This is a genomic window from Photorhabdus sp. RW14-46 (assembly GCF_963887965.1).
Lineage (GTDB): Bacteria > Pseudomonadota > Gammaproteobacteria > Enterobacterales > Enterobacteriaceae > Photorhabdus > Photorhabdus laumondii.
The window spans coordinates 298671-318987 of record NZ_CAWPHH010000001.1; the positions used below are offsets into that span (position 1 = coordinate 298671).

Below are 20317 nucleotides of genomic sequence, written 5' to 3' on the forward strand. Positions count from 1 at the left end.
CTTGCCGCCGCGATCCATCTTGAAATCCATAGGGTATATAATGCTCTGTATTTAATTATTAGCTTTATTTCTGGACAAAAATCTCTCTATTCCATTGAGCCGGTAAAATATTCAAGCTAATAAATACCGCTCATAATATTACCGTATAAAACAAATTTGTTAATAATTTGTAAATACTTTTAACCAATCAATTATTATCCATATTATGGTTTCCTTATATAAACTTTTATGGTTTTTAATTATAAAATAATCGTTAATTTAGGTTATAATTATGAAAAATTTTAATCAAAAAAGAGTGATTTTATGAAAGTTTCAATTTTCTGATATAACTTTCAACCAAACAATCTATTGTAACTATATAATAAATAAAAACAAAAATAATTTTCGTGATAAAATGCACAATTGCATCGTTAAGCAAAAAAATAGTTACAATTATTTGTGATAATAATCACATCATCAGGTAACTTTATCTTTTTAATTTTATTAATTACATTATTTATAAAAAATACAATTTAAATATTAAAACTTTAATAATTAATTTAAATATAAATTAACTTTAACTCAAAAATAAAAAAACATTAAAAACCATAAAAAACAATGTTATTAATCTTACATAAAATCAATCTCGAAAATCAATTAAAGTTATTTCGTGCAAATATATACATATATTTATCATATTATAATAAGTAAAAAAAATTTATTTTTTTAAAATAAAACAAAAATAATGAATAAATTTATAAACAAAATATAAAAATTAATTATCATACTGATTTAAAAGAAAAAATAATAAAATTACTATTTTTAAAATTATAATTTATTAATAACTTTGACACCACTAGAATTACTATAATCGACTTTTCTGATCAGCATGACACATCCACCCATCGCTCCACTATCTCACTCAATTCAGCAATGAAGAAAAAATAAAAAAATTTATGTTTCCCTCTTGACCAGAAACAATAATTACATTAATTTTATTTAACATTATAAAGAATATCATTGAACTTTATCATTTCAGCACTCTTGCAGAGCCGAAAGCATTTGGAATAAGTTTATCTCAATAATTGATTATACACCCTACGGATTTCAAGATGGATCGCGACGGCAAGGAAGCGAATCCCCGGGAGCATAGCAAACTATGTGACCGGGGTGAGCGAGTGCAGCCAACAAAGAGGCAACTTGAAAGATAACGGGATATAGTAATAGTTAATTAGCTAGAACTAGCCTTAACTATTCATTAATTTTAAAGCGATTTTCAGGTTAATCGCTGACGTCAAAACAAAAAACATAAAATAATATAACATCTTAAAGTTAAAGCATTTTTTCTCATCAGGATTACTGAGGATTTCCTGACAAGTTAATAACACCTCTACTGTCTTTATTCATCACCATTAATCCTAAAATAATCAAAACATTATGATGGAGGTAACTGCAAATGAAATGGTATGTCAAGGAAGCCCTCGCAATTAATCAGGCTATACCCTACGAGGAATCAATCAATATCGAAGCGGGTTTCGGACCTACAGGGCTGCCACACATAGGAACCCTTTGTGAAATCCTCCGAGCCAATCTCATCAAAACCGAATTGGAGAAAGCAGGTAGAACAGTTAATTTTTATCTCATTTCAGATGATTTGGACCCTTTCAGAAAAGTGCCTTTGAATATTCCAAATGCTGAACAATTAACGCCTTATCTAGGCCAACCGATAAGCAAGGTGCCAGACCCTTTCGGAAATTTCACGTCATTCTCTGAAATGGCGGAGTATCAACTTATGAAGCTCGCCACAGAATACGAAATAGAGTGTCAGCTAGTCAGAAACTCTTTAGCCTATCAAAATGGCGATTACAATGACGAAATCAAACTATTCCTACAAAATTTTTTAGTGCTAAACCAAATATGCAAGGAATCTACCGGATCTTTAAGACAAAGAACCTACAGTATGATCATGCCCATTTCTGAAAGAACGGGTGCCGTACTTGAACATATTATCGTTACAGACGTGAACCCTGCATCAGGCGAAATAACCTATTACATACCTGGAGATGAAGTCATTAATAAACCCGGTTATGAATATGGCGTAGAAATTCGGGAATTCTATAAAAATGAAATATTGGACCAAGAGCAAACTATTTCGGTACTAAACGGTAAATCTAAACTTCAGTGGAAAGCCGACTGGGGTATGCGCCTCCTTGCCAGAAACATTCATTTTGAAATGCATGGTGAAGATTTGCTGGCTTCTGCCGATGTTGCTCGCCAGATCGCGGGAGCATTAGACCGGCCAATTCCACGTTTTTACAAATATGGGCTTTTCCTTGATGATTCAGGTAAAAAAATATCAAAATCGAAAGGAAATAGTTTCTCTTTAGATGATATTCGCCATCTGCTCACACGAGACGCAATTCGCACTTACCTCTCAAAAGAGCCACAGAGATCGTCTAAATTTTATGTCGCGCTGGCACCACATCTCAATGATCAAGTTAATATTTCGCAAAAAGATGGAAAAAGACTATCTTTTTCGAAGATAGCAAGAATATTACACGCATCAAAACCAGCAAGTAAACTCGCGGCTGAAAATTTTCTAAATCGCTATAAAAAACCGGGAGAATCCATTTCAGATCAGGAATTGGAAATAAGTTATCATTATTATATCAGGACATGTGAAAATGAAAATCAAGGGTTACAAAACATTAAAGAAGAAAAATATTTCTCAGCCATTGCCAACTCAATAAATTCAGGAGAAATATCCACTAAAGATCAACTTTTCCAACATATAATCACTACATATGAAGACCATTTTTCAGATGATAAATCATCCCAAATATGGCCTCTGCTCTACCGAGGGTTATTTGGTGATACCAAAGGCCCACGAATTAAAACATGGTTAGATTTAAATTGCATGCAGCATATTTTAACCCATTTTAGCCATCCACATAAAAACCCATATAAAAACCCATCCCAAAAAAATGAGGAAAACATCGTTAACAACGAAATTAACAAATCTCAAAAAGAGAGATTACTAAACAATAGCATTGAGGAGAACAAAACATATATGACTAAGTTATACAGTAAAATTAATTTCACCGAAATCAGGAAAAAATGTGATGAACTTTCTTCCGCTTTACAGAAGAATAGTGAGGCGTTAGTTGAAGCACTCTCTGGCTATCAATGTAAAAACGTCACCGAAGATGAAATTCTCCGTTCAATAGATGTCTTGAATAATATTGAGAACAACAGAGAATATTTCAAAAAGAAAATTTATGGTGTGACATCATTTCTCCCGCTTAACCAACCCATTTACGCTTCTGTATGTTTTGGTTTTATCCCTTCACTTATGGCAGAAAACGTGTGCATACGCCCGCCGACAGCAATGCATACACATTACAAAAAATTTGAGGCGGTTATTAATTTATCCGAATTTTCTCCAACATTATCTATTTCTTATGAAGATAAAGAGTTATTTTTAAGTCAACGCGTAAAAATAACTGATGCAGTAATCTTTACGGGAACGCCAGAGAATGCGCTCAAAGTACGTAAACATTTCAGAAAAAATACCTTATTTATTCTTAATGGCGCCGGTCATAATCCACTTATTATCTCAAAAGATGCAGATATTAATCTGGCTGTTGAAAGTGCAAAACGCGTTGTTCTTTACAATCAAGGGCAGGATTGTGCTGGTCCAAACGCCATATTAGTACACAATGATATATACGATTTATTCAAGCAACGATTAATCTCTGATTTGCAGAATATTGAGGATAGAGTTGGTCCTTATAGTGACTATAAAAATATAGTCGGTCCCAATAGCGATATTGATCACAGCATAAAAATTGCTTCATTATTTAAAGTCAATAGACCCTATTGCACCTATGGAGGAGAAGTTAATCCCATCAATGGCATGATAAAACCAACGGTTTTCGAGAAAGAATTATCATTAGGTGGCAATTATAAAGAATTTTTTGCTCCTGTGTTCTTCTTACAAAGATATTATCAGGATCAAGATTTAATCCATTATTTTTCCGATCCTTTGTATTCTGCTAATGCTATGTATATATCTTTGTTTGGTACCAGTGACTATATCCATCATCAACTCAGCGAACGCCTTCACTTACCCGATAGTATTCTGAGTAATACTGATTTACATCGGGAAGAACACGGTTACCTTCCCTATGGTGGTCAAGGGCCGGCGGCTTCATGCCTTTGGTACGAAGGTAATAGGATTAATGGCAGTACGTTGCCACAGCGTGATATATACCATTATTTAATTGAACCCTTTGATACCCCTCCCACGCCAAAGAGTGAAAAACGCCACTGCGTTCAAGCGGGAATTTAAACTACTCCGGTGAGTCCTCACTTCAACGGATGACCTGACCGCGCCGTACTTCCACAAATAAGCACGGCGTGTCTCAGCGTTCAATAAAAATCATCAATCAGGATAATTGACACAAGATACTAGGGCTTATCCCTGTGATTCGCTATCATGCTACCTTATGTTGGTCATGCTCCCGATTCATTGAGCAAAAATATGGGGTAATTTTATGTTGTGGTTCAAAAATTTAATGATTTACCGTTTAAACCGAGAAACTTCACTTTCTGCGGATGAACTGGAAAAACAATTGAGTCCGTTAGCATTCACCCCATGTGGTAGTCAAGATATGGCGAAAACAGGTTGGGTGCCACCAATGGGTTCACACAGTGACGCCTTCACCCATGTCGCGAATAATCAAATTCTGATTTGCGCCCGTAAAGAAGAAAAGATGTTACCTTCACCGGTTATCAAACAAGCACTACAAGCAAAAATTGAAAAACTGGAAGGAGAACAGCATCGCAAACTTAAAAAAACAGAGAAAGACTCTCTAAAAGATGAAATATTGCATACCCTGCTACCACGGGCATTTAGCCGATTCAGCCAAACTTATATTTGGATCGATATCGCCAATAATCTAATTATTGTTGACGCTGCCAGTGCTAAACGGGCCGAAGATAATTTGGCATTATTGAGAAAAAGCTTGGGTTCTTTACCTGTTGTTCCCCTGACATTTAAAAACCCAATAGAATTAACCCTGACCGAATGGGTACGTTCCGGTGCTCTGCCAACAGGTTTTGCTTTAATGGATGAAGCTGAATTAAAAGCTATTCTGGAAGAAGGTGGCGTGATCCGTTGTAAAAAACAAGATTTAGTTTCTGATGAAATCGCTACTCATATAGAAGCTGGCAAATGTGTCACTAAACTGGCGCTCGATTGGGAAGAACGTATTCAATTTATGTTGTCAGATGATGGTACTTTCAAGCGCATAAAATTCAGTGATACTTTGCGTGAACAAAATGATGACATCGATCGAGAAGATTTTGCCCAACGGTTTGATGCTGACTTTATTCTGATGACCGGTGAATTAAGTGCGCTGATTAACAGCACCATTGAAGCACTAGGCGGCGAAGCAGAAAAATAACCTCAACCTTTAATGCTATTTGCCGCTTTGAACTATTTTTCAAAGTGGCATTATTATCTCTTTTTCAACCTTATATACCCTATGGATTTCAAGATGCATCGCGATGGCAAGGGAGCAACTTGAAAGATAACGGGTATATTGCTCTTTCCCCCTTACTGGCGATAATATCAACCTATTTCAGTGCCAATGATAACGTTAAAGCTAGTCACGATAATCCCATTAATCCAATTAGGTATTCAATGAATTCAGCTACAAAAGGCTATCAGCCGCCTTTCTCGATTACAGCTAAAATGATCCAATTAGTTGCTGAAATCAGTGAGAACATCGGGCGGTTAAGCACAGAACAGGAACAAATAAAAGCCCTGCGATTGAGGCGTATCAATCGGATACGCACAATTCAGGGTTCACTGGCAATTGAAGGTAACTTACTTGATGCAAGCCAAATCACAGCCATTATTGAAGGAAAGCGAGTTATTGCACCGATCAGTGAAATACAAGAAGCGCGTAACGCTATCTTGGCTTATGAAAAGCTTAACCATTGGCATTTCACATCAGAGCAAAACTTACTGGAAGCCCATTATGTTCTGATGAAGGGATTGCTAGATAATGCCGGCAGTTATCGACACAGCGGCGTCGGGGTGATGGATGGAGAAAAAGTCATTCACATGGCTCCACAGGCAAACCGGATTCCAAAGCTGATGGGTGACCTTTTTCATTGGTTAGGATCGACTGATATTCATCCACTTATAGCCAGTTGCATTTTCCATTATGAATTTGAATTCATCCATCCATTTGCCGATGGAAACGGCAGAATGGGCAGATTATGGCAAACATTAATCTTAAACCACTGGAACCCTTTATTTGAATTTATTCCCGTTGAAAGCCTGGTTTATGAACATCAAGCTCATTACTATCAGGCAATTAATCTCAGTAGCCAACTTGTTGATTGTGCACCGTTTATTGAGTTTATGCTGCACATGATCCGTGATGCAATTCTGACATCTACCCATCAGGCTACCCATCAGGCTACCCATCAGGCTACCCATCAGGCTACCCATCAGGCTACCCATCAGGCTACCCAACAAGTTAAACAACTCATTATGGTATTAAAAGGGGAAATGAACCGTGGGCAACTGCAATCCGCCCTTGGATTAAAAGATCGTAATTCATTCCGTCTACGTTATTTGCAACCCGCTTTGGCAGCAGGATTAATTGAAATGAGCCATCCAGAAAAACCGAGCAGTCCATTACAGCGCTATCGCTTGACGGAAAAAGGGGTAAATTTAAAAAATCACCACCAATAGTGAAAAGTAACCAATTCCTGCCTTATCAGGGGCTTCGATAAGAACCCGCTAAAAAACTGGACTATAATATCTGATTAAATATCAATATATTAACAAAACAATTCAACCACGCCAGCGAAATACTCACTCCTTTCACTATTTTGAAAAACTCATTAAGTGGACATGAACACCATAATTATAGTGCTTTAATGTCCACTTAAAATAACTATAATCAAGTGAACATTAAAACCACAAATACATACCCCATGGATAGATCTACTGCACTTAAACGTTTTATTGACTGGGACAAAAAAGGGCGATACGTCTTCACCCTTGCCGATCTCAGAAAAATCTTTCCTGAAGATAGCCCCAAAACACTCCAGGCAGGCTTAAATCGTCTGGTTAAAGAATCAGTGCTTTCACGACCTGCACGCGGGGTTTATCTGTTTAACTTTGCTCATAATCGCGATAGTTACGCCATTGAACATATTGCCAAAGCTCTACGACGTGGTGAATACAATTACATTAGCCTTGAATCAGCACTAAGTGAATATGGCGTTATTTCACAGATCCTGATCGATAGGCTCACCGTGATGACAACAGGCCGGAAAGGTCTTTATCACACGCCACTGGGCACTATTGAATTCACTCATACCAAACGCCAGCAGGAAGATATCCTAGCGAGTATCACGCAAACAAACCGCCCTTTGAGACTCGCCAAACTTGAATGTGCACTGCGTGATTTGAAACGAGTTGGTCGCAATACTCATTTAGTGAATAAACAGGAGATTACACATGCTCAATAAAGCAAATTTCGCCCAACTCATAGAGTTAGCAATGCAGGTACCAGGACGTTCCCATATGCGACCGGTTATTGAGAAGGAACTGTTGCATTACGATATTCTTTATTGCCTTGATACTAATGGATTACTTGATCAACTCACTTTCCAAGGAGGAACCTCTCTGCGTTTGTGCCATGGAGCTCCACGTTTTAGCGAAGATCTAGACTTTTCCGGTGGTGTTAACTTTAATCGTCATCAATTACAAGCCATGAAAACATGTTTAGAACATTACATTGGCAAACGTTACGACTTTGACGTTTCAGTTAAAGAACCCGCCGATTTAAGAAACGAGCCTGAATATGCTGGCCTTAATATAGATAAGTGGCAGGTCTCAATTGTCACCGCGCCTGAGCGCAAAGATCTCCCCAAACAGAGAATCAAAATTGAAATTGCCAATATCCCTTCTTATTCACAGGAACCGAAGGCATTAATGACCAACTACAATTTTCTACCTGATGGCTACGCCGATACGCTGGTATTAACCGAATCATTGGATGAAGTCATGGCAGATAAACTGGTTTCTCTGGTCAATACACAACACTATGTACGGCACCGAGATATCTGGGATTTACGCTGGTTAAAACAGAAAGGAGCTACCCTGCGTATGGATTGGGTCAATAACAAGATTACAGATTATCGGATTAGTGGCTATTCAGACAAATTAGCCAATATTCTGACACGCTTGCCTGCAATTATTAAAGGTGATGCTTTCCGTAACGAAATGCAGCGCTTTATCCCACAGGATGTCCAGGAACGCACTCTGCACAAAGAAAAATTCTTTACATTTTTAACTACCGAAATCGCTGATATGCTACAACGGGTACAAAACTCACTAAACAGTTGCTCAACATCCGAGAATGAATTCAATATGTAGATATACCCTATGGATTTCAAGATGGATCGCGGCGGCAAGGGAGCGAATCCCCGGGAGCATAGATAACGATGTGACCGGGGTGAGTGAGTGCAGCCAACAAAGAGGCAACTTGAAAGATAACGGGTATAAACGAAAATATCACTAGGTGTTAGTTACTCGATATCGTAGAAACAGAGCAAATCTATTCATTTTGTACAGATAATCCAAATCGGAGGCTTTCATGGGAACACGTTATGAAACCGACGTGGTAGCTTGGGCTAATGAACAAGCAGCGTTACTACGCAGCGGTAAGCTGAGTCAGATAGATATAGAAAACATTGCCGAGGAGATAGAAGACGTGGGTAAAAGTGAAAAACGCGAGCTAGCAAGTCGGCTGGCCGTTCTACTGGCTCACCTTATGAAATGGCAATTTCAGCCAGGCCGCCGCGGCTCCAGTTGGCAAAGAACCATCAAAGAACAACGAAAATCTCTATCGCGACGTATTGATAAGACGCCAAGCCTTAAGGGATGTCTGGCAGATAAAGAGTGGTTAGACGACGCATGGTCTGATGCAGTTGCAATTGCTGCTAATGAAACCGGGCTGGATGTTTTTCCTGAATCCTGTATCTGGGATATAGAGCAGATTTTATCCCAAGGTTTTTATCCAAAATAATCTTACAAATTTATTGAATACACAAATTATTAACGCTGGGTAAAACCAGCGTTAATAATATATCTCACTTTTATCCTCATTTATTATATGGTTTAATTCAATAAAATCATAATACATATAAGAATACCTATCATCTTATCAATCACATAAGCGCCATTAAAAAAATATTATTTCCAAAAACCATCTAATTACATGAAATATAACCACCCATTAAACCATTAATAACAAACACCTATTTACTCCTAATCAACCTTATTTCAATAAATTATTCACCATTATTAAACAGGCTCTTATAAGAGCCTGTCTAACTTTATTCTCCAATTATTAACAGAAAGATAAAATAATCTACCCTAATATCTTCATTGCATATATACCCTATAGATTTCAAGATGGATCGCGGCGGCAAGGGAGCGAATCCCCGGGAGCATAGATAACTATGTGACCGGGGTGAGTGAGTGCAGCCAACAAAGAGGCAACTTGAAAGATGACGGGTATAAATTAATGATGAATTAACTCTAACGAATACAATGTTACCGTTGAAGGTTTCGCGCCTTTATCTATCAACGTTAATTTATTATTAGCTATAGACACATTAATCTGGTTAGTCACCTCTGGTGGCGTTATTTTTTCCAGCGATCCACCTTGTTGAATACGATACGCTTTAACTTTAAATTTCTTGCAACCTATATGATCAATCACCACTGTAACGCCTTGGTCACTATGAGTATAATCGCGAGTTTTAGGTCTTAAAAGAGAATCTAGTGGCAGTTGTTGTACCGGATCTTTTTGCACTACCGCATTATTAGATTGAATGGTTGTCGGATCAATACCACCAAACCATCTATTTTTACTACAAGTATCGGTTAATTGATCTAATGTTCGGCTAGTATCCAAATAGTATTGTCGATATAAATCCGCAGGAACGGGGGCTACATTACCATCAGAAAAACTCTTATCCACTTTATAATTTGCTGCAAGAATATTAATTTTATTACCCGATTTATTTTCAGCCGCCAAAACCGTTAAGCCGGTTGAAAAATCTTTTTGACCACTTAATATATAAGGTGTTTTTAATATTTTAGCAAAAAGACCAAAAGATTGAGCTGAATAGGTACAGAAATTTCTAACGCTTGGGTTTTTAGGATTAGGCTGATTATTAAACAAACCAAAAGATAAACCATCACCCCGATAATAATGGGCCAAGTCAACTTTGGTATATTGCATATAAATCAACGAAGAGGCGATATATGCTGCGTTTTTAGGACTCTGCACTTTGGTAAATGTATTTCTCGACCCAAAAGCAGTAGAGTTCCACTCAGTACAAATACTCTCTGTCTTAGTAAAGCCATAAGTATGCAAACTTTTCTGAATCGTATTACCCATATCAATAATGTTTTGCGGGTCTCCAGTATCAACGTATCCATGCCAAGAAAAGAAATCTAACGGCACATGATTATCCCGACAATATCGGAAAAATCCATCAATATAATGTCCTCCTGCATGATTACTAAACGAAATACCTGCACCACCCACTTTAGCATCAGGATCAACCGTCTTAATTAATCTCACTACTTTTTCATATAATTGATAATACTTTTGTGGATCATCCGTATTCCAGAAAAACAGTAAATCAGGCTCGTTCCAAATTTCCCAATAGATTATTTTTCTCGGCAACCCAATGCTGGCATAATTTACACCATAACGATTCACCAAGGTTTTAACTAATATTGCATAAATATCATAATCCTCGGGTATTTCATAACCACCATCAAGTGAACGCCCAATACGAAACAGAAGTTGTCGCTGAATATTATCTGGATTCAGATCTGCTTGATTATTCAGAACATCACGTAGATAAGCATCCGTCATTTCATAATTGGCATCTTTTAATGCAAGACTCACATCATGATTTCTCATTCCGAGAGCCGCATTGGGAAAGAGACTTCTGACATTTGCAATATCAGCAACAAGCTTTTTAGCCGCGGGTTTATTTTCCTCCGACACATTAACAATCATTTGATTTTGATTGTTTTTCCTATCCACCTGGAAGTAATTATCTATATCCCCAATACCAAAGCCGTCATGCAGCCGGACATGGGTAATTCCCATCTGATTAAATTCATTATCTAAATCAGGGAAACCTGGCGCTATAGATTTAGGCAGACCATTGACACCATTAACCGCTTTAAGACATGAGTTATGTCCCGCTGATAAATCCCGATGATTTTTATTAAATGAAAAAACTTTAGTCATAATACCCTCTATACTCATTAAGAAATTATATCCCTATAAACCAAAAATAATATCAAATAATAAATAGATTTATCTGACAACTCAATAACAATAAATGAATGGAAGACCCAGATAATAGTTAAATATCACTTTCAATTTCAACTACACCTTAAAATTCACAGCTATTACTTTGAATTTATTGGATTAAACAAACAATTACATCAACACAACTATTTACGATAATAAAATTGACTCTGAGACTTATTTAACCGCAGAATCATTAAAATAGAAAAAAATATATATTAATCAACCAAAAGTGATATTAATAACAATAATAAAATAGCACGCAATAAAACCATACAGAGAGTAGATTATATTTAAAATATAGCAAAAAAGATCATCGATATATATTAAAAACATGTTTTCAACCTTAACAAGCCAGAAAAAAATACAAAAAATCCATACAATTCAATTAACTGTTATCAAAAAGGCTCTTTCCAGAGCCTGTTAGATTAAAATAATTTACTATAATATTTCCATTGAATATATACCCAATAGATTTCAAGATGGATCGCGACGGCAAGGGAGCGAATCCCCGGGAGCATAGCGAACTATGTGACCGGGGTAAGTGAGTGCAGCTAACAAAGAGGCAATTTGAAAGATAACGGGTATAAAATTAATTATCCTCTAACTCTAACGAATATAATGTTACTGTCTCAGGCTTCGCTCCCTTATCCACTAACGTTAATTTATTATTAGCTATAGACACATTAATCTGGTCAGTTACTTCCGGTGGTGTCATTTGTTCCAGCGATCCACCTTCTTGAATACGGAATGCTTTGACTTTAAATTTTTTATAACCTATATGATTAATTACCACAGTAACACCTTGGTCGCTATCAGCATAATCACGATTTTTAGCTCTCAACATATTATTATCCGGAAATGGCTTAACCGGTTCACGTTGTACTACCGCGTTATCAACGCGAACGGTTGTCGGATCAACGCCGCCAAACCATTTATTCTTACTCCCAGTATCCGTTAATTGATTCAGTGTTCTGCTGGTATCCAAATAGTATTGTTGATATAAATAATCAGGAGCCGCATTACCATCAGCAAGGCTCTTATCAACTTTATAATTTGCGGCAAGAATATTTATTTTATTTCCTTCGGTATTCTCGGCGGCCAAAACAGTTAAACCTGTGGAAAAATCCTTATTACCACTTAAAATACAAGGTGTTTCGGACATTTTGGCAAATAGGTAAAAGGATTGAGCTGAATAGGTACAGAAATTTTTAACACTTGGATTGTTAGGATTAGGCTGGTTGTTAAACAAACCAAAAGATGAGCCATCTCCTCGATAATAATAAGCTCTATCGACTTTTATATATTGCATATAAATAAACGTGGAAGCAATATATGCCGCATTTTTAATACCCTGCACTTTTGTATATGTATTTTTTGTCCCAATAGGACAAGAATTCCATTCAGTACAAAAACTTTCTATACCGGTAAAACCATAAGTATGCAAACCTTTTTGAACCTTATTCCCCACATCAATAATGTTTTGTGGGTCTCCGGTTTCAACGTACCCATGCCAGGAAAAGAAATCTAACGGTACATTATTATCTCTACAATATCGTAAAAACCCATCAAGATAATCTTCTTGTGCTCTATCAACAAACCCAATACCAGCACCACCGACTTTAGCATCAGGATCAACAGCTTTAATTATTCTTGCAATTTTGGCATATAATTCATAATATTTTTTAGGATCATTACTATTCCAGAAAAAAATTAAATCAGGTTCATTCCAAACCTGCCAATAGGTTATTTTTCTTGGTAAACCAATTCTGGCATAGTTTAAAGCGTAGCGATTCACCAGCGTACTAACTAATATTGCATAAATATCAAAATCTTCTGGTATTTCATAACCACCGTCACCGGTACGTCCAATACGAAACATGATTTTTCGCTGAATATTATCTGGGTTTAGCTCAGCTTGATTATTCATAATATCGCGCAGATAAGCATCAGTCATTTTATAATTAGCCTCTTTTAATGCAAGACTAATATCATTATTTCTCATCCCGGCAGCGGCATTGGGAAAAATGCTTCTGATATTTGAAATATCAGTAAGCAGTTTTTTAGCCGCAGGTTTATTTTCTTCTGGGACATTAACAATAATTTGATTTCGATCATTGACTCTATCCACTTGGAAATAATTATCCATATCCCCAATACCAAAACCATCATGAAGCCGGATATGGGTAATTCCCATCTGATTAAATTGATCATCTAAATCAGGTAAACCCGGCATCAAAGATTTAGGAACACCATTCAAACCATTAACCTCTTTAAGCAATGAGTGATGCCCCGCCGATAAATCTCGATGATTTTTATTGAATGAAAAAATTTTAGTCACAATAAACCTCTATATTCATTAAGAAATGACATTGTTATAAATCAAAAATAATATAGAAGAATAAATATATTTCTCTGACAACTCAACAACAATAAATGAACCGAATACTTAGAGAATAGTTAAATATTACTTTTAACTATATCTTAAAATTACCCTATATTAATTTTAATTTATTATATCAATCAATAATCACATAGATATAATTATTTACGCCAATAATCGATCCTGTGATTTATTTAACAAAATCAGCACTAAAGAACATATACTTCAATAATAAATTGATATTAATAACGACAGTAAAAAAACATCCAATAAAATCATATAGTGAGTGAATTATATTAAATAATATCGCATAAATTTATTAATATATATCAGACGGATTCCCCTAAATAATCTTGGCAAGCCTCTTTTGCAATAACGACATAAATACGGTTAATTTTGCTGGCGGGTGTGCAAGTGCTCGTAGTAAATAAATATCTTCTTTACGTCCATCGGGATCATCAAATAGAGGGATAAGTTTTTCAGAACGAATATCTGTAGATACCACCCAATTAGGCAGAAGCGCTATTCCAAATCCACTGACAGCGGCCATTCTTAATGTTTCAAAGTCATCACTACGAAAGATCCTATTATTATCGCTGAAATTAATAACACTGCGATAGCGTGACCAACAAATGCCCGCGGGATCATGATGTTTATCAAGCAAATAGTGCCCACCCAGTTCAGTAAGTGTTGTCGGTGTTCCATGCTTTTGAATATAGCCTGGGCTGGCACAAATAATCCAAGTTTGTGTGGCGATACGTTTGGAATAAAGTGTGCTGTCCTTTAATTCACCAATACGAATAACTACATCAAGGCGATCCCTGACCGGATCAGTCAACCGCTCGGTTTGATCAAGTTCAACCCGAATTTTAGGATACCGCGTGAATAGTTCTGCTAGCATCGGAATAATATGTTGACGTCCAAACGTTGGCAGGCAAGCTACACGTAATACCCCTTGCGGCTCGCCATTCAACGCCGCTAATTCAGCCTGGACATCAACAAGATCATTAATAATACCTTGCGCCCTGGCAAACAAAATCTCCCCTGCATCAGTCAGCGATAAACCACGGGTAGAGCGAAAGAATAGTTTTGTCTCTAACACCTGTTCAAGGTTGTCTATCTGACGTGTGATAGAAGATGCAGCCATACCTTGCAAACGAGCAACGGCAGAAAAACTCTGTGAGCGGACAACATGAATGAATGTTGTTAGCATATCAGTACGTAATAAATCTTTCATCGCAATTTTTACCTTCGAATATTCAAACACTTCATATATTACAAATAATAAATAACGCCTATTAGCGCTATCATTTTTGCATTCTATGCAAAACAATTTCGTTCGCTCTCTTTATTCCCATGATCTCAAGATAGTGCCAGAATTATTTCATCATAAGTCCGGCCAAATGCTGAGAGTTCCCGTGTCAAATACAGCAATAAAACCAAATCCTATTTCTTCTATTTCTCTCATCTTATTATCCGCTGCTTGTGGTTTTGCTGTAGCGAATATTTATTATAACCAACCATTATTGCCAATAATTGGGACAAGTTTTAACGTTAATGGTTCAATATCCGGCTGGATCGCGACACTAACGCAGATCGGCTATGCGGCGGGGCTGCTCTTTTTTGGGCCGCTTGGAGATACGCTAAGCCATCGCAAACTGATTTTCTGCCTGTTAATCGGCAATATAATCAGCCTTATTTTATGTGCCACAGCACCAAATTTTACCTGTCTTCTGGCAAGTAGCCTGATTGTAGGGATAACTTCTATTTCAGCACAAATCATTATTCCTGCCGTATCTGGTTGGGTAATACCAGAAAAGCGTGGCCGAGCGGTAGGAAGTCTGATGAGTGGCCTTTTCGCCGGAGCACTACTTGCCAGGGCATTAAGTGGTGCAGTCGGAGAGTATTTCGGCTGGCGTGAAATGTTTATATTGGCCGCTTTAATCGATATATGCCTATTTTTTCTGATCTGGTTTGTGTTGCCAGAAATAGAATCACCACACACGATAACTTACGGCCAACTTCTTATTTCACTCGGTAAATTGGTAAAGCAACAACCCCTTTTGCGTGAAGCTGCATTATCCGGTTTTTTACTGTTCGCCGCTTTTAATACGCTGTGGGGATCGCTGGCCTTATTACTTTCCCAACCACCTTACGAATGGGGGAGTGATATCGCAGGTCTTTTTGGTTTGATGGGCATTGTGGGAATGCTAGCTTCACCCATAATAGGTTCGTTGACGGATCACTTCGGTGGAAGGGCAATTGTTGCCACAGGCGCTTTATTAGTGACATTGGCCTTGTGCCTAATTAGCGGCACCAGCCACAATATTCTATTTTTATTCGCGGGTATTATTCTGTTAGATCTTGGCAGCCGAGCGGGTTTAGTGGCAAATCAAACACGGTTATATACATTATTACCTGATGCCCGCAGCCGACTAAATACCCTATTTATGACCTGCTATTTCACTGGTGGCGCAATAGGTTCCTCTTTAGGAGCTGTCGCCGCCTGGCATTTTTCTTGGTATGGCGTCGCTTTCAGCGGCGGAGGATGCGCATTATTAGCCGCGCTGTGGGTTCTATTTAATCCAAAGAGCCACAAGCAAATATGATTTTTACACACTGCGCCCCAAGCTATCTTTTGTGATAGATTGCCACCAGCCAGAAGATAATTGGCATCACGGTATTAACCAGTAGATTAACAGCCGGTACCATTCACTCTTTGAAGGCCAATTTTTTCCAGTTATAAGTGGAAATTAAATAGCAATTAACCAAAAGGAATAAACATAAGTGGTATATACCCGTTATCTTTCAAGTTGCTTCTTTAGTTGGCTGCGCTCTCTCACCCCGGTCACATAGTTATCTATGCTCGGGGATTCTTGCCGTCGTGATGCATCTTGAAATCCATAGAGTATAAACAACCATGTGATTTGTTAGATTTAAAGTAAATAAGATTCCAAAATAGCGCTACATCTTATACCACCCATAATTCTATGTATAACAATGGCTGAGGAAGGCTATGTGTAGCATAATTACGAAACGTTCTTTACATCAAAAAACAATTTAGATGATACTAAGTTGACAAAATCAGAAATTTGCACCAACATCAAAGTTGACAAACTTGAATTTTTGCACCTTTAGAGAAAACAGCAAATGCCAAACATCCGCTACCCTTGGGAATTCCATCCACAGTTAAGTGAAGAACGTTTAAGTATCATTGCAAAAGAACTACTCAATGTGCTTGATCATACCTATGAGCAGCTTTCGACACCATTAGATGATAATTACACCCGAGGAACCTGTACATTTGGCCGCCAAAGGCAATGTCTTATTCAGCTCTGTATGAAAGGTACTTATGATTGGCTAAAACTCACTAATCCTAATATGGATACGACCATCGAAATAGAAACAATCCCACTTCGTTTTTTTACTGATGACCCAGAAAACCCCAAAAAATCAGGCTTCTTTCGCCGTAACAGTGTAGACCAACTCTGGGCACCAGAAATCACGATACCAACAATATGGCGCTTTATTGTAGAAAAGCCCCAGTTTGAAGGCGAAGGTGCGCAAGTTCATTTTGCTGGTTACAACGAGCATGAAGAAATGTTGTCTCAATGGACTTACGATAACAGCAAAATATCTACTCTGCATTCTACAGATAACACACCGCCATCTGCGGTAACAATCGAATTGGATCCTATCAGTGCTGCGATGCCTGATAAATCCAGAGAAAACAAGCGCAACAACAAGTAGTAGGTGACAAGTGTTCAATGGTTCTAATTTGCGATTAGCTCGTCTGTATCACGAGCTATCTCTTGAGCAAGTGGCTGAGCGGGTTAATAAAACCCGCCAATATATTCAGCGGCTGGAATCCGGCTTTGCTGTGCCAACTAATGAACTTTCTAATGAATTAGCGACTGTATTGCAGGTTACTCCTGCGTTCTTTGAAACCCAAATACAATCTCCTGTGAACGAAGAAATTGTTCATTTCCGTAAACGCAGCGCAATTAGAGTAGCAACAAAATTAGCAGCACTTGCAAAGGCTGAATTATACAGACGATTAATCGTCGTTTTTGAGGAAAATCTAAATTTACCGTCAGTGTTATTTCCTGAATTAAAAGCAAACTCCCCGGAAGAAGTTGAACGAGCAGCAGAAAAATGTCGGATTGATTGGGGATTAGGACTTGGGCCAATTGAAAATGTGACTCGCCTGGCTGAAAAGCTAGGTGCATTTGTCACCTCGTTTGACTCAGTATCTGATGATGTTGACGCGTTATCCGTTCCATTAGATCGACCTTTCATTGTCAGAAATACAGCCAAGAAGTCACCATGCCGACAACGGTTTGATATTGCACATGAAATTGGACATATTGTGTTACACGGCGGAATATCTACTGGTGACAGAATAACCGAATCTCAAGCCAACCAATTTGCCTCTGCCCTACTTTTACCGCGAAGTGCGATGGCTAAATATTTCCCTGCCCCGATAAGCGGAAGAATCAACTGGCGAGGTCTAAGTGAGTTCAAGTTAACCTGGAAAGTAAGTAAAGCAGCAATTATTTATCGGGCACATCAGCTTTCCCTTTTAACCGATACGCAATACAAAACGGCTTTTTTGGGGCTTAAACGTAAGGGAGAAGCTATTGAGGAAAAAGAGGATTATCTTATTCCCCATGAAAAACCTGAATTATTTCATCGAGCAATAAAAGTGCTTATTAATGATGTTTGTATTGATATTGAAACATTAGCTGAGCGTCTGAAAATTACAGTGCCAATGCTGCTTAAACTCGCTAACGATAGTTCACTTTATGAGCTTAATGATCAGACAAATTCTGTAAATGTCATTTCGATGTTTTCATATCGATCCAGAATAGCGTGATTATCCCCCATCCTGTTTAAATTAAGCTCTTATTAATACAAACCAATTATCATTTTATCTTAACCGCGCTTTCCAGCGCGGTTATTCAATGGAAGAATCAGTGACAATTAACCTGATGAAACCGCTTCCATCCCTACCAAGCCCACTTTCAGATAGCCCGATTTACGTAAAGAATCCATCACACTCATCAGTGTTTCATAATCCACGGTTTTATCCGCTTGAAAGAAGATGGTTGTCTCTTTATTAGATTGGGTGGTCTGATCCAATACCGCCGCCAAAGTATCATAATCGACCTGTTGATCTCCGACATAAAGCTGACGATCAGCTTTAACCGTCAAGAATACCGGTTTTTCTGGACGCGGCTGCGGTTTTGCCGACGAAGCAGGTAAATCCACTTTAATATCAACTGTTGCCAGTGGTGCTGCTACCATGAAGATAATCAATAACACCAACATCACGTCAATAAATGGTGTGACGTTAATTTCATGCAATTCGCCACTATCATCCAGATCTTCATTAAGACGTATTGCCATAAGTCACCTTGTCTTGCTATTTGCTAAATCCAGATCACGGCCAAGCAGTAATATTGACTGTGCCGCCATGTCACCAACCTGACCACGGTAAGTAACGATCATACGGGCGAAGATGTTATAAATCACAACGGCAGGGATCGCTGCGACCAAACCCAGTGCGGTTGCTAACAAGGCCTCCGCAATACCCGGTGCCACAACCGCGAGGTTAGTTGTCTGTGAGTGGGCAATACCGATAAAGCTATTCATGATGCCCCACACCGTACCAAACAGACCAACGAAAGGAGAAATCGCCCCAATGGTTGCCAGATAGCCATTGCCACGCCCCATATGACGGCTGATAGCCGCAACGGAACGTTCCAGGCGGAAAGCGGCACGCTCTTTGGTGCTATTCAGGTCAGTGCTCTCAGAAGATAACTGACGTTCTGCCTGTACTTCACTCAGCAATAAGCGGCTGATACTGTGTTTGTTGAAACCTTCGGCAATTTCCGCAGCCTGATCAAGGCTCTTAACGTCCGTTAAAGCTAATCGCTCTTTACGCAAACGACGACCGGCCGCCAACAATTCAGTACCTTTTGAGAAGAACAGCGCCCAAGTAATAACAGAAGCAATCACCAGACCAATCATAACGGTCTTAACCACAATATCGGCGTTCTGATACATGCCCCAAATGGATAGATCAGTTGCAAAGCCACTGGAAAGGTTGGCTTCATCAGCAGGAATTTTAGGTGCAACCTCATCCGTTGCAAGCGGCGTAACTTGAGTGGATTCTGTCGTAGGTACCGCTTGCGGTGCAATCTGATTTGCAGATGGTGCAGTTGTGTCCGTCGCTGCCTGAGTAGTCGCGGGAGTAGACCCTGCAATTTGTACGGTTTTTGACGTGGTATTGCTATCTGTTGCAGATGCTGGTGCTGTATCAGCCAATGCTGAACCTGTCAGCCCGAACGCTAATATTATTGAAGCAGTCAAATTTCGCATCAGTTGGCCTTTACTCCCTTTGCTATAAACCTTGTTATTTAGCAGTGAATTACTTTTCGTCATCTCACTAACCTTATTTTTACTGAGTCTTCACCAGATTGAATGAAAATGCAGGCTGATAATATCAAACCTTAAG

General features: G+C 38.3%; 16 protein-coding genes. 10 read left to right on the forward strand and 6 right to left on the reverse strand.

Translation table 11 applies throughout. The features are described 5' to 3' along the window. Positions 1–1435 precede the first annotated feature (1435 nt). From AACQ38_RS01275 to AACQ38_RS01305, 7 genes are all read left to right on the forward strand, one after another. On the forward strand, positions 1436–4330 hold the full coding sequence (locus AACQ38_RS01275; RefSeq protein WP_113049514.1) for an aldehyde dehydrogenase family protein: 2895 nt from the start codon (positions 1436–1438) through the stop codon (positions 4328–4330). Positions 4331–4535: 205 nt separating this feature from the next. Next, positions 4536–5447, forward strand: a complete 912-nt coding sequence (gene rdgC / locus AACQ38_RS01280) for a recombination-associated protein RdgC (RefSeq protein WP_165577220.1) — start codon at positions 4536–4538, stop codon at positions 5445–5447. A gap of 44 nt (positions 5448–5491) precedes the next feature. Beyond that, a complete protein-coding gene (locus AACQ38_RS01285) occupies positions 5492–6751 on the forward strand; it encodes a Fic family protein (protein ID WP_339367017.1) in 1260 nt (419 codons plus the stop codon). A gap of 245 nt (positions 6752–6996) precedes the next feature. Beyond that, positions 6997–7536 carry a type IV toxin-antitoxin system AbiEi family antitoxin gene (abiEi, locus tag AACQ38_RS01290; RefSeq protein ID WP_165577221.1) on the forward strand — a complete coding sequence of 180 codons (540 nt, stop codon included), beginning with the start codon at positions 6997–6999 and terminating at the stop codon, positions 7534–7536. After that, positions 7526–8446 carry a nucleotidyl transferase AbiEii/AbiGii toxin family protein gene (locus AACQ38_RS01295; RefSeq protein ID WP_165577222.1) on the forward strand — a complete coding sequence of 307 codons (921 nt, stop codon included), beginning with the start codon at positions 7526–7528 and terminating at the stop codon, positions 8444–8446. The genes abiEi and AACQ38_RS01295 overlap by 11 nt, the downstream gene beginning before the upstream one ends. Continuing rightward, the gene (locus AACQ38_RS01300) at positions 8430–8591 is read left to right on the forward strand and encodes a hypothetical protein (protein ID WP_165577223.1); all 162 of its coding nucleotides are present in this window, start codon (positions 8430–8432) and stop codon (positions 8589–8591) included. Before AACQ38_RS01295 ends, AACQ38_RS01300 begins: the two co-directional genes overlap by 17 nt. A gap of 75 nt (positions 8592–8666) precedes the next feature. Then, positions 8667–9098 (forward strand): DUF29 domain-containing protein, encoded by a 432-nt coding sequence (locus tag AACQ38_RS01305; RefSeq protein ID WP_165577224.1) that lies wholly within the window; start codon positions 8667–8669, stop codon positions 9096–9098. A gap of 498 nt (positions 9099–9596) precedes the next feature. Here AACQ38_RS01305 and AACQ38_RS01310 read toward each other — a convergent pair whose 3' ends face one another. The 3 genes from AACQ38_RS01310 to AACQ38_RS01320 all read right to left on the reverse strand — a co-directional run bounded on the left by AACQ38_RS01310 (position 9597) and on the right by AACQ38_RS01320 (position 15034). After that, positions 9597–11351, reverse strand: a complete 1755-nt coding sequence (locus tag AACQ38_RS01310) for a GH39 family glycosyl hydrolase (RefSeq protein WP_165577225.1) — start codon at positions 11349–11351, stop codon at positions 9597–9599. 655 nt (positions 11352–12006) lie between these two features. Beyond that, positions 12007–13755 (reverse strand): GH39 family glycosyl hydrolase, encoded by a 1749-nt coding sequence (locus AACQ38_RS01315; protein ID WP_165577226.1) that lies wholly within the window; start codon positions 13753–13755, stop codon positions 12007–12009. Positions 13756–14140: 385 nt separating this feature from the next. Beyond that, on the reverse strand, positions 14141–15034 hold the full coding sequence (locus AACQ38_RS01320; RefSeq protein WP_165577227.1) for a LysR family transcriptional regulator: 894 nt from the start codon (positions 15032–15034) through the stop codon (positions 14141–14143). Positions 15035–15215: 181 nt separating this feature from the next. Here AACQ38_RS01320 and AACQ38_RS01325 point away from each other — a divergent pair, with 181 nt between their 5' ends. Next, a complete protein-coding gene (locus AACQ38_RS01325) occupies positions 15216–16406 on the forward strand; it encodes an MFS transporter (RefSeq protein ID WP_339367018.1) in 1191 nt (396 codons plus the stop codon). 22 nt (positions 16407–16428) lie between these two features. On the opposite strand, the gene AACQ38_RS23965 is transcribed toward AACQ38_RS01325, so the two are convergent. Then, positions 16429–16509: a DUF4311 domain-containing protein gene (locus AACQ38_RS23965; protein ID WP_165577262.1), complete on the reverse strand. Its 81-nt coding sequence runs from the start codon at positions 16507–16509 to the stop codon at positions 16429–16431. A 438-nt stretch (positions 16510–16947) separates the two neighbouring features. Between AACQ38_RS23965 and AACQ38_RS01330 the strand changes: the two genes are divergently transcribed. Together AACQ38_RS01330 and AACQ38_RS01335 are read left to right on the forward strand one after the other, a co-directional pair. Continuing rightward, a complete protein-coding gene (locus AACQ38_RS01330; RefSeq protein WP_011148072.1) occupies positions 16948–17547 on the forward strand; it encodes a hypothetical protein in 600 nt (199 codons plus the stop codon). A 10-nt stretch (positions 17548–17557) separates the two neighbouring features. After that, on the forward strand, positions 17558–18673 hold the full coding sequence (locus AACQ38_RS01335; RefSeq protein WP_165577228.1) for an ImmA/IrrE family metallo-endopeptidase: 1116 nt from the start codon (positions 17558–17560) through the stop codon (positions 18671–18673). A gap of 107 nt (positions 18674–18780) precedes the next feature. On the opposite strand, the gene exbD is transcribed toward AACQ38_RS01335, so the two are convergent. Continuing rightward, positions 18781–19206 carry a TonB system transport protein ExbD gene (gene exbD / locus AACQ38_RS01340; protein WP_112878294.1) on the reverse strand — a complete coding sequence of 142 codons (426 nt, stop codon included), beginning with the start codon at positions 19204–19206 and terminating at the stop codon, positions 18781–18783. Between the two features lie 3 nt (positions 19207–19209). Then, positions 19210–20181, reverse strand: coding sequence for a tonB-system energizer ExbB (gene exbB / locus AACQ38_RS01345; RefSeq protein ID WP_165577263.1), 972 nt, complete (start codon positions 20179–20181; stop codon positions 19210–19212). Between the last annotated feature and the right edge of the window lie 136 nt (positions 20182–20317).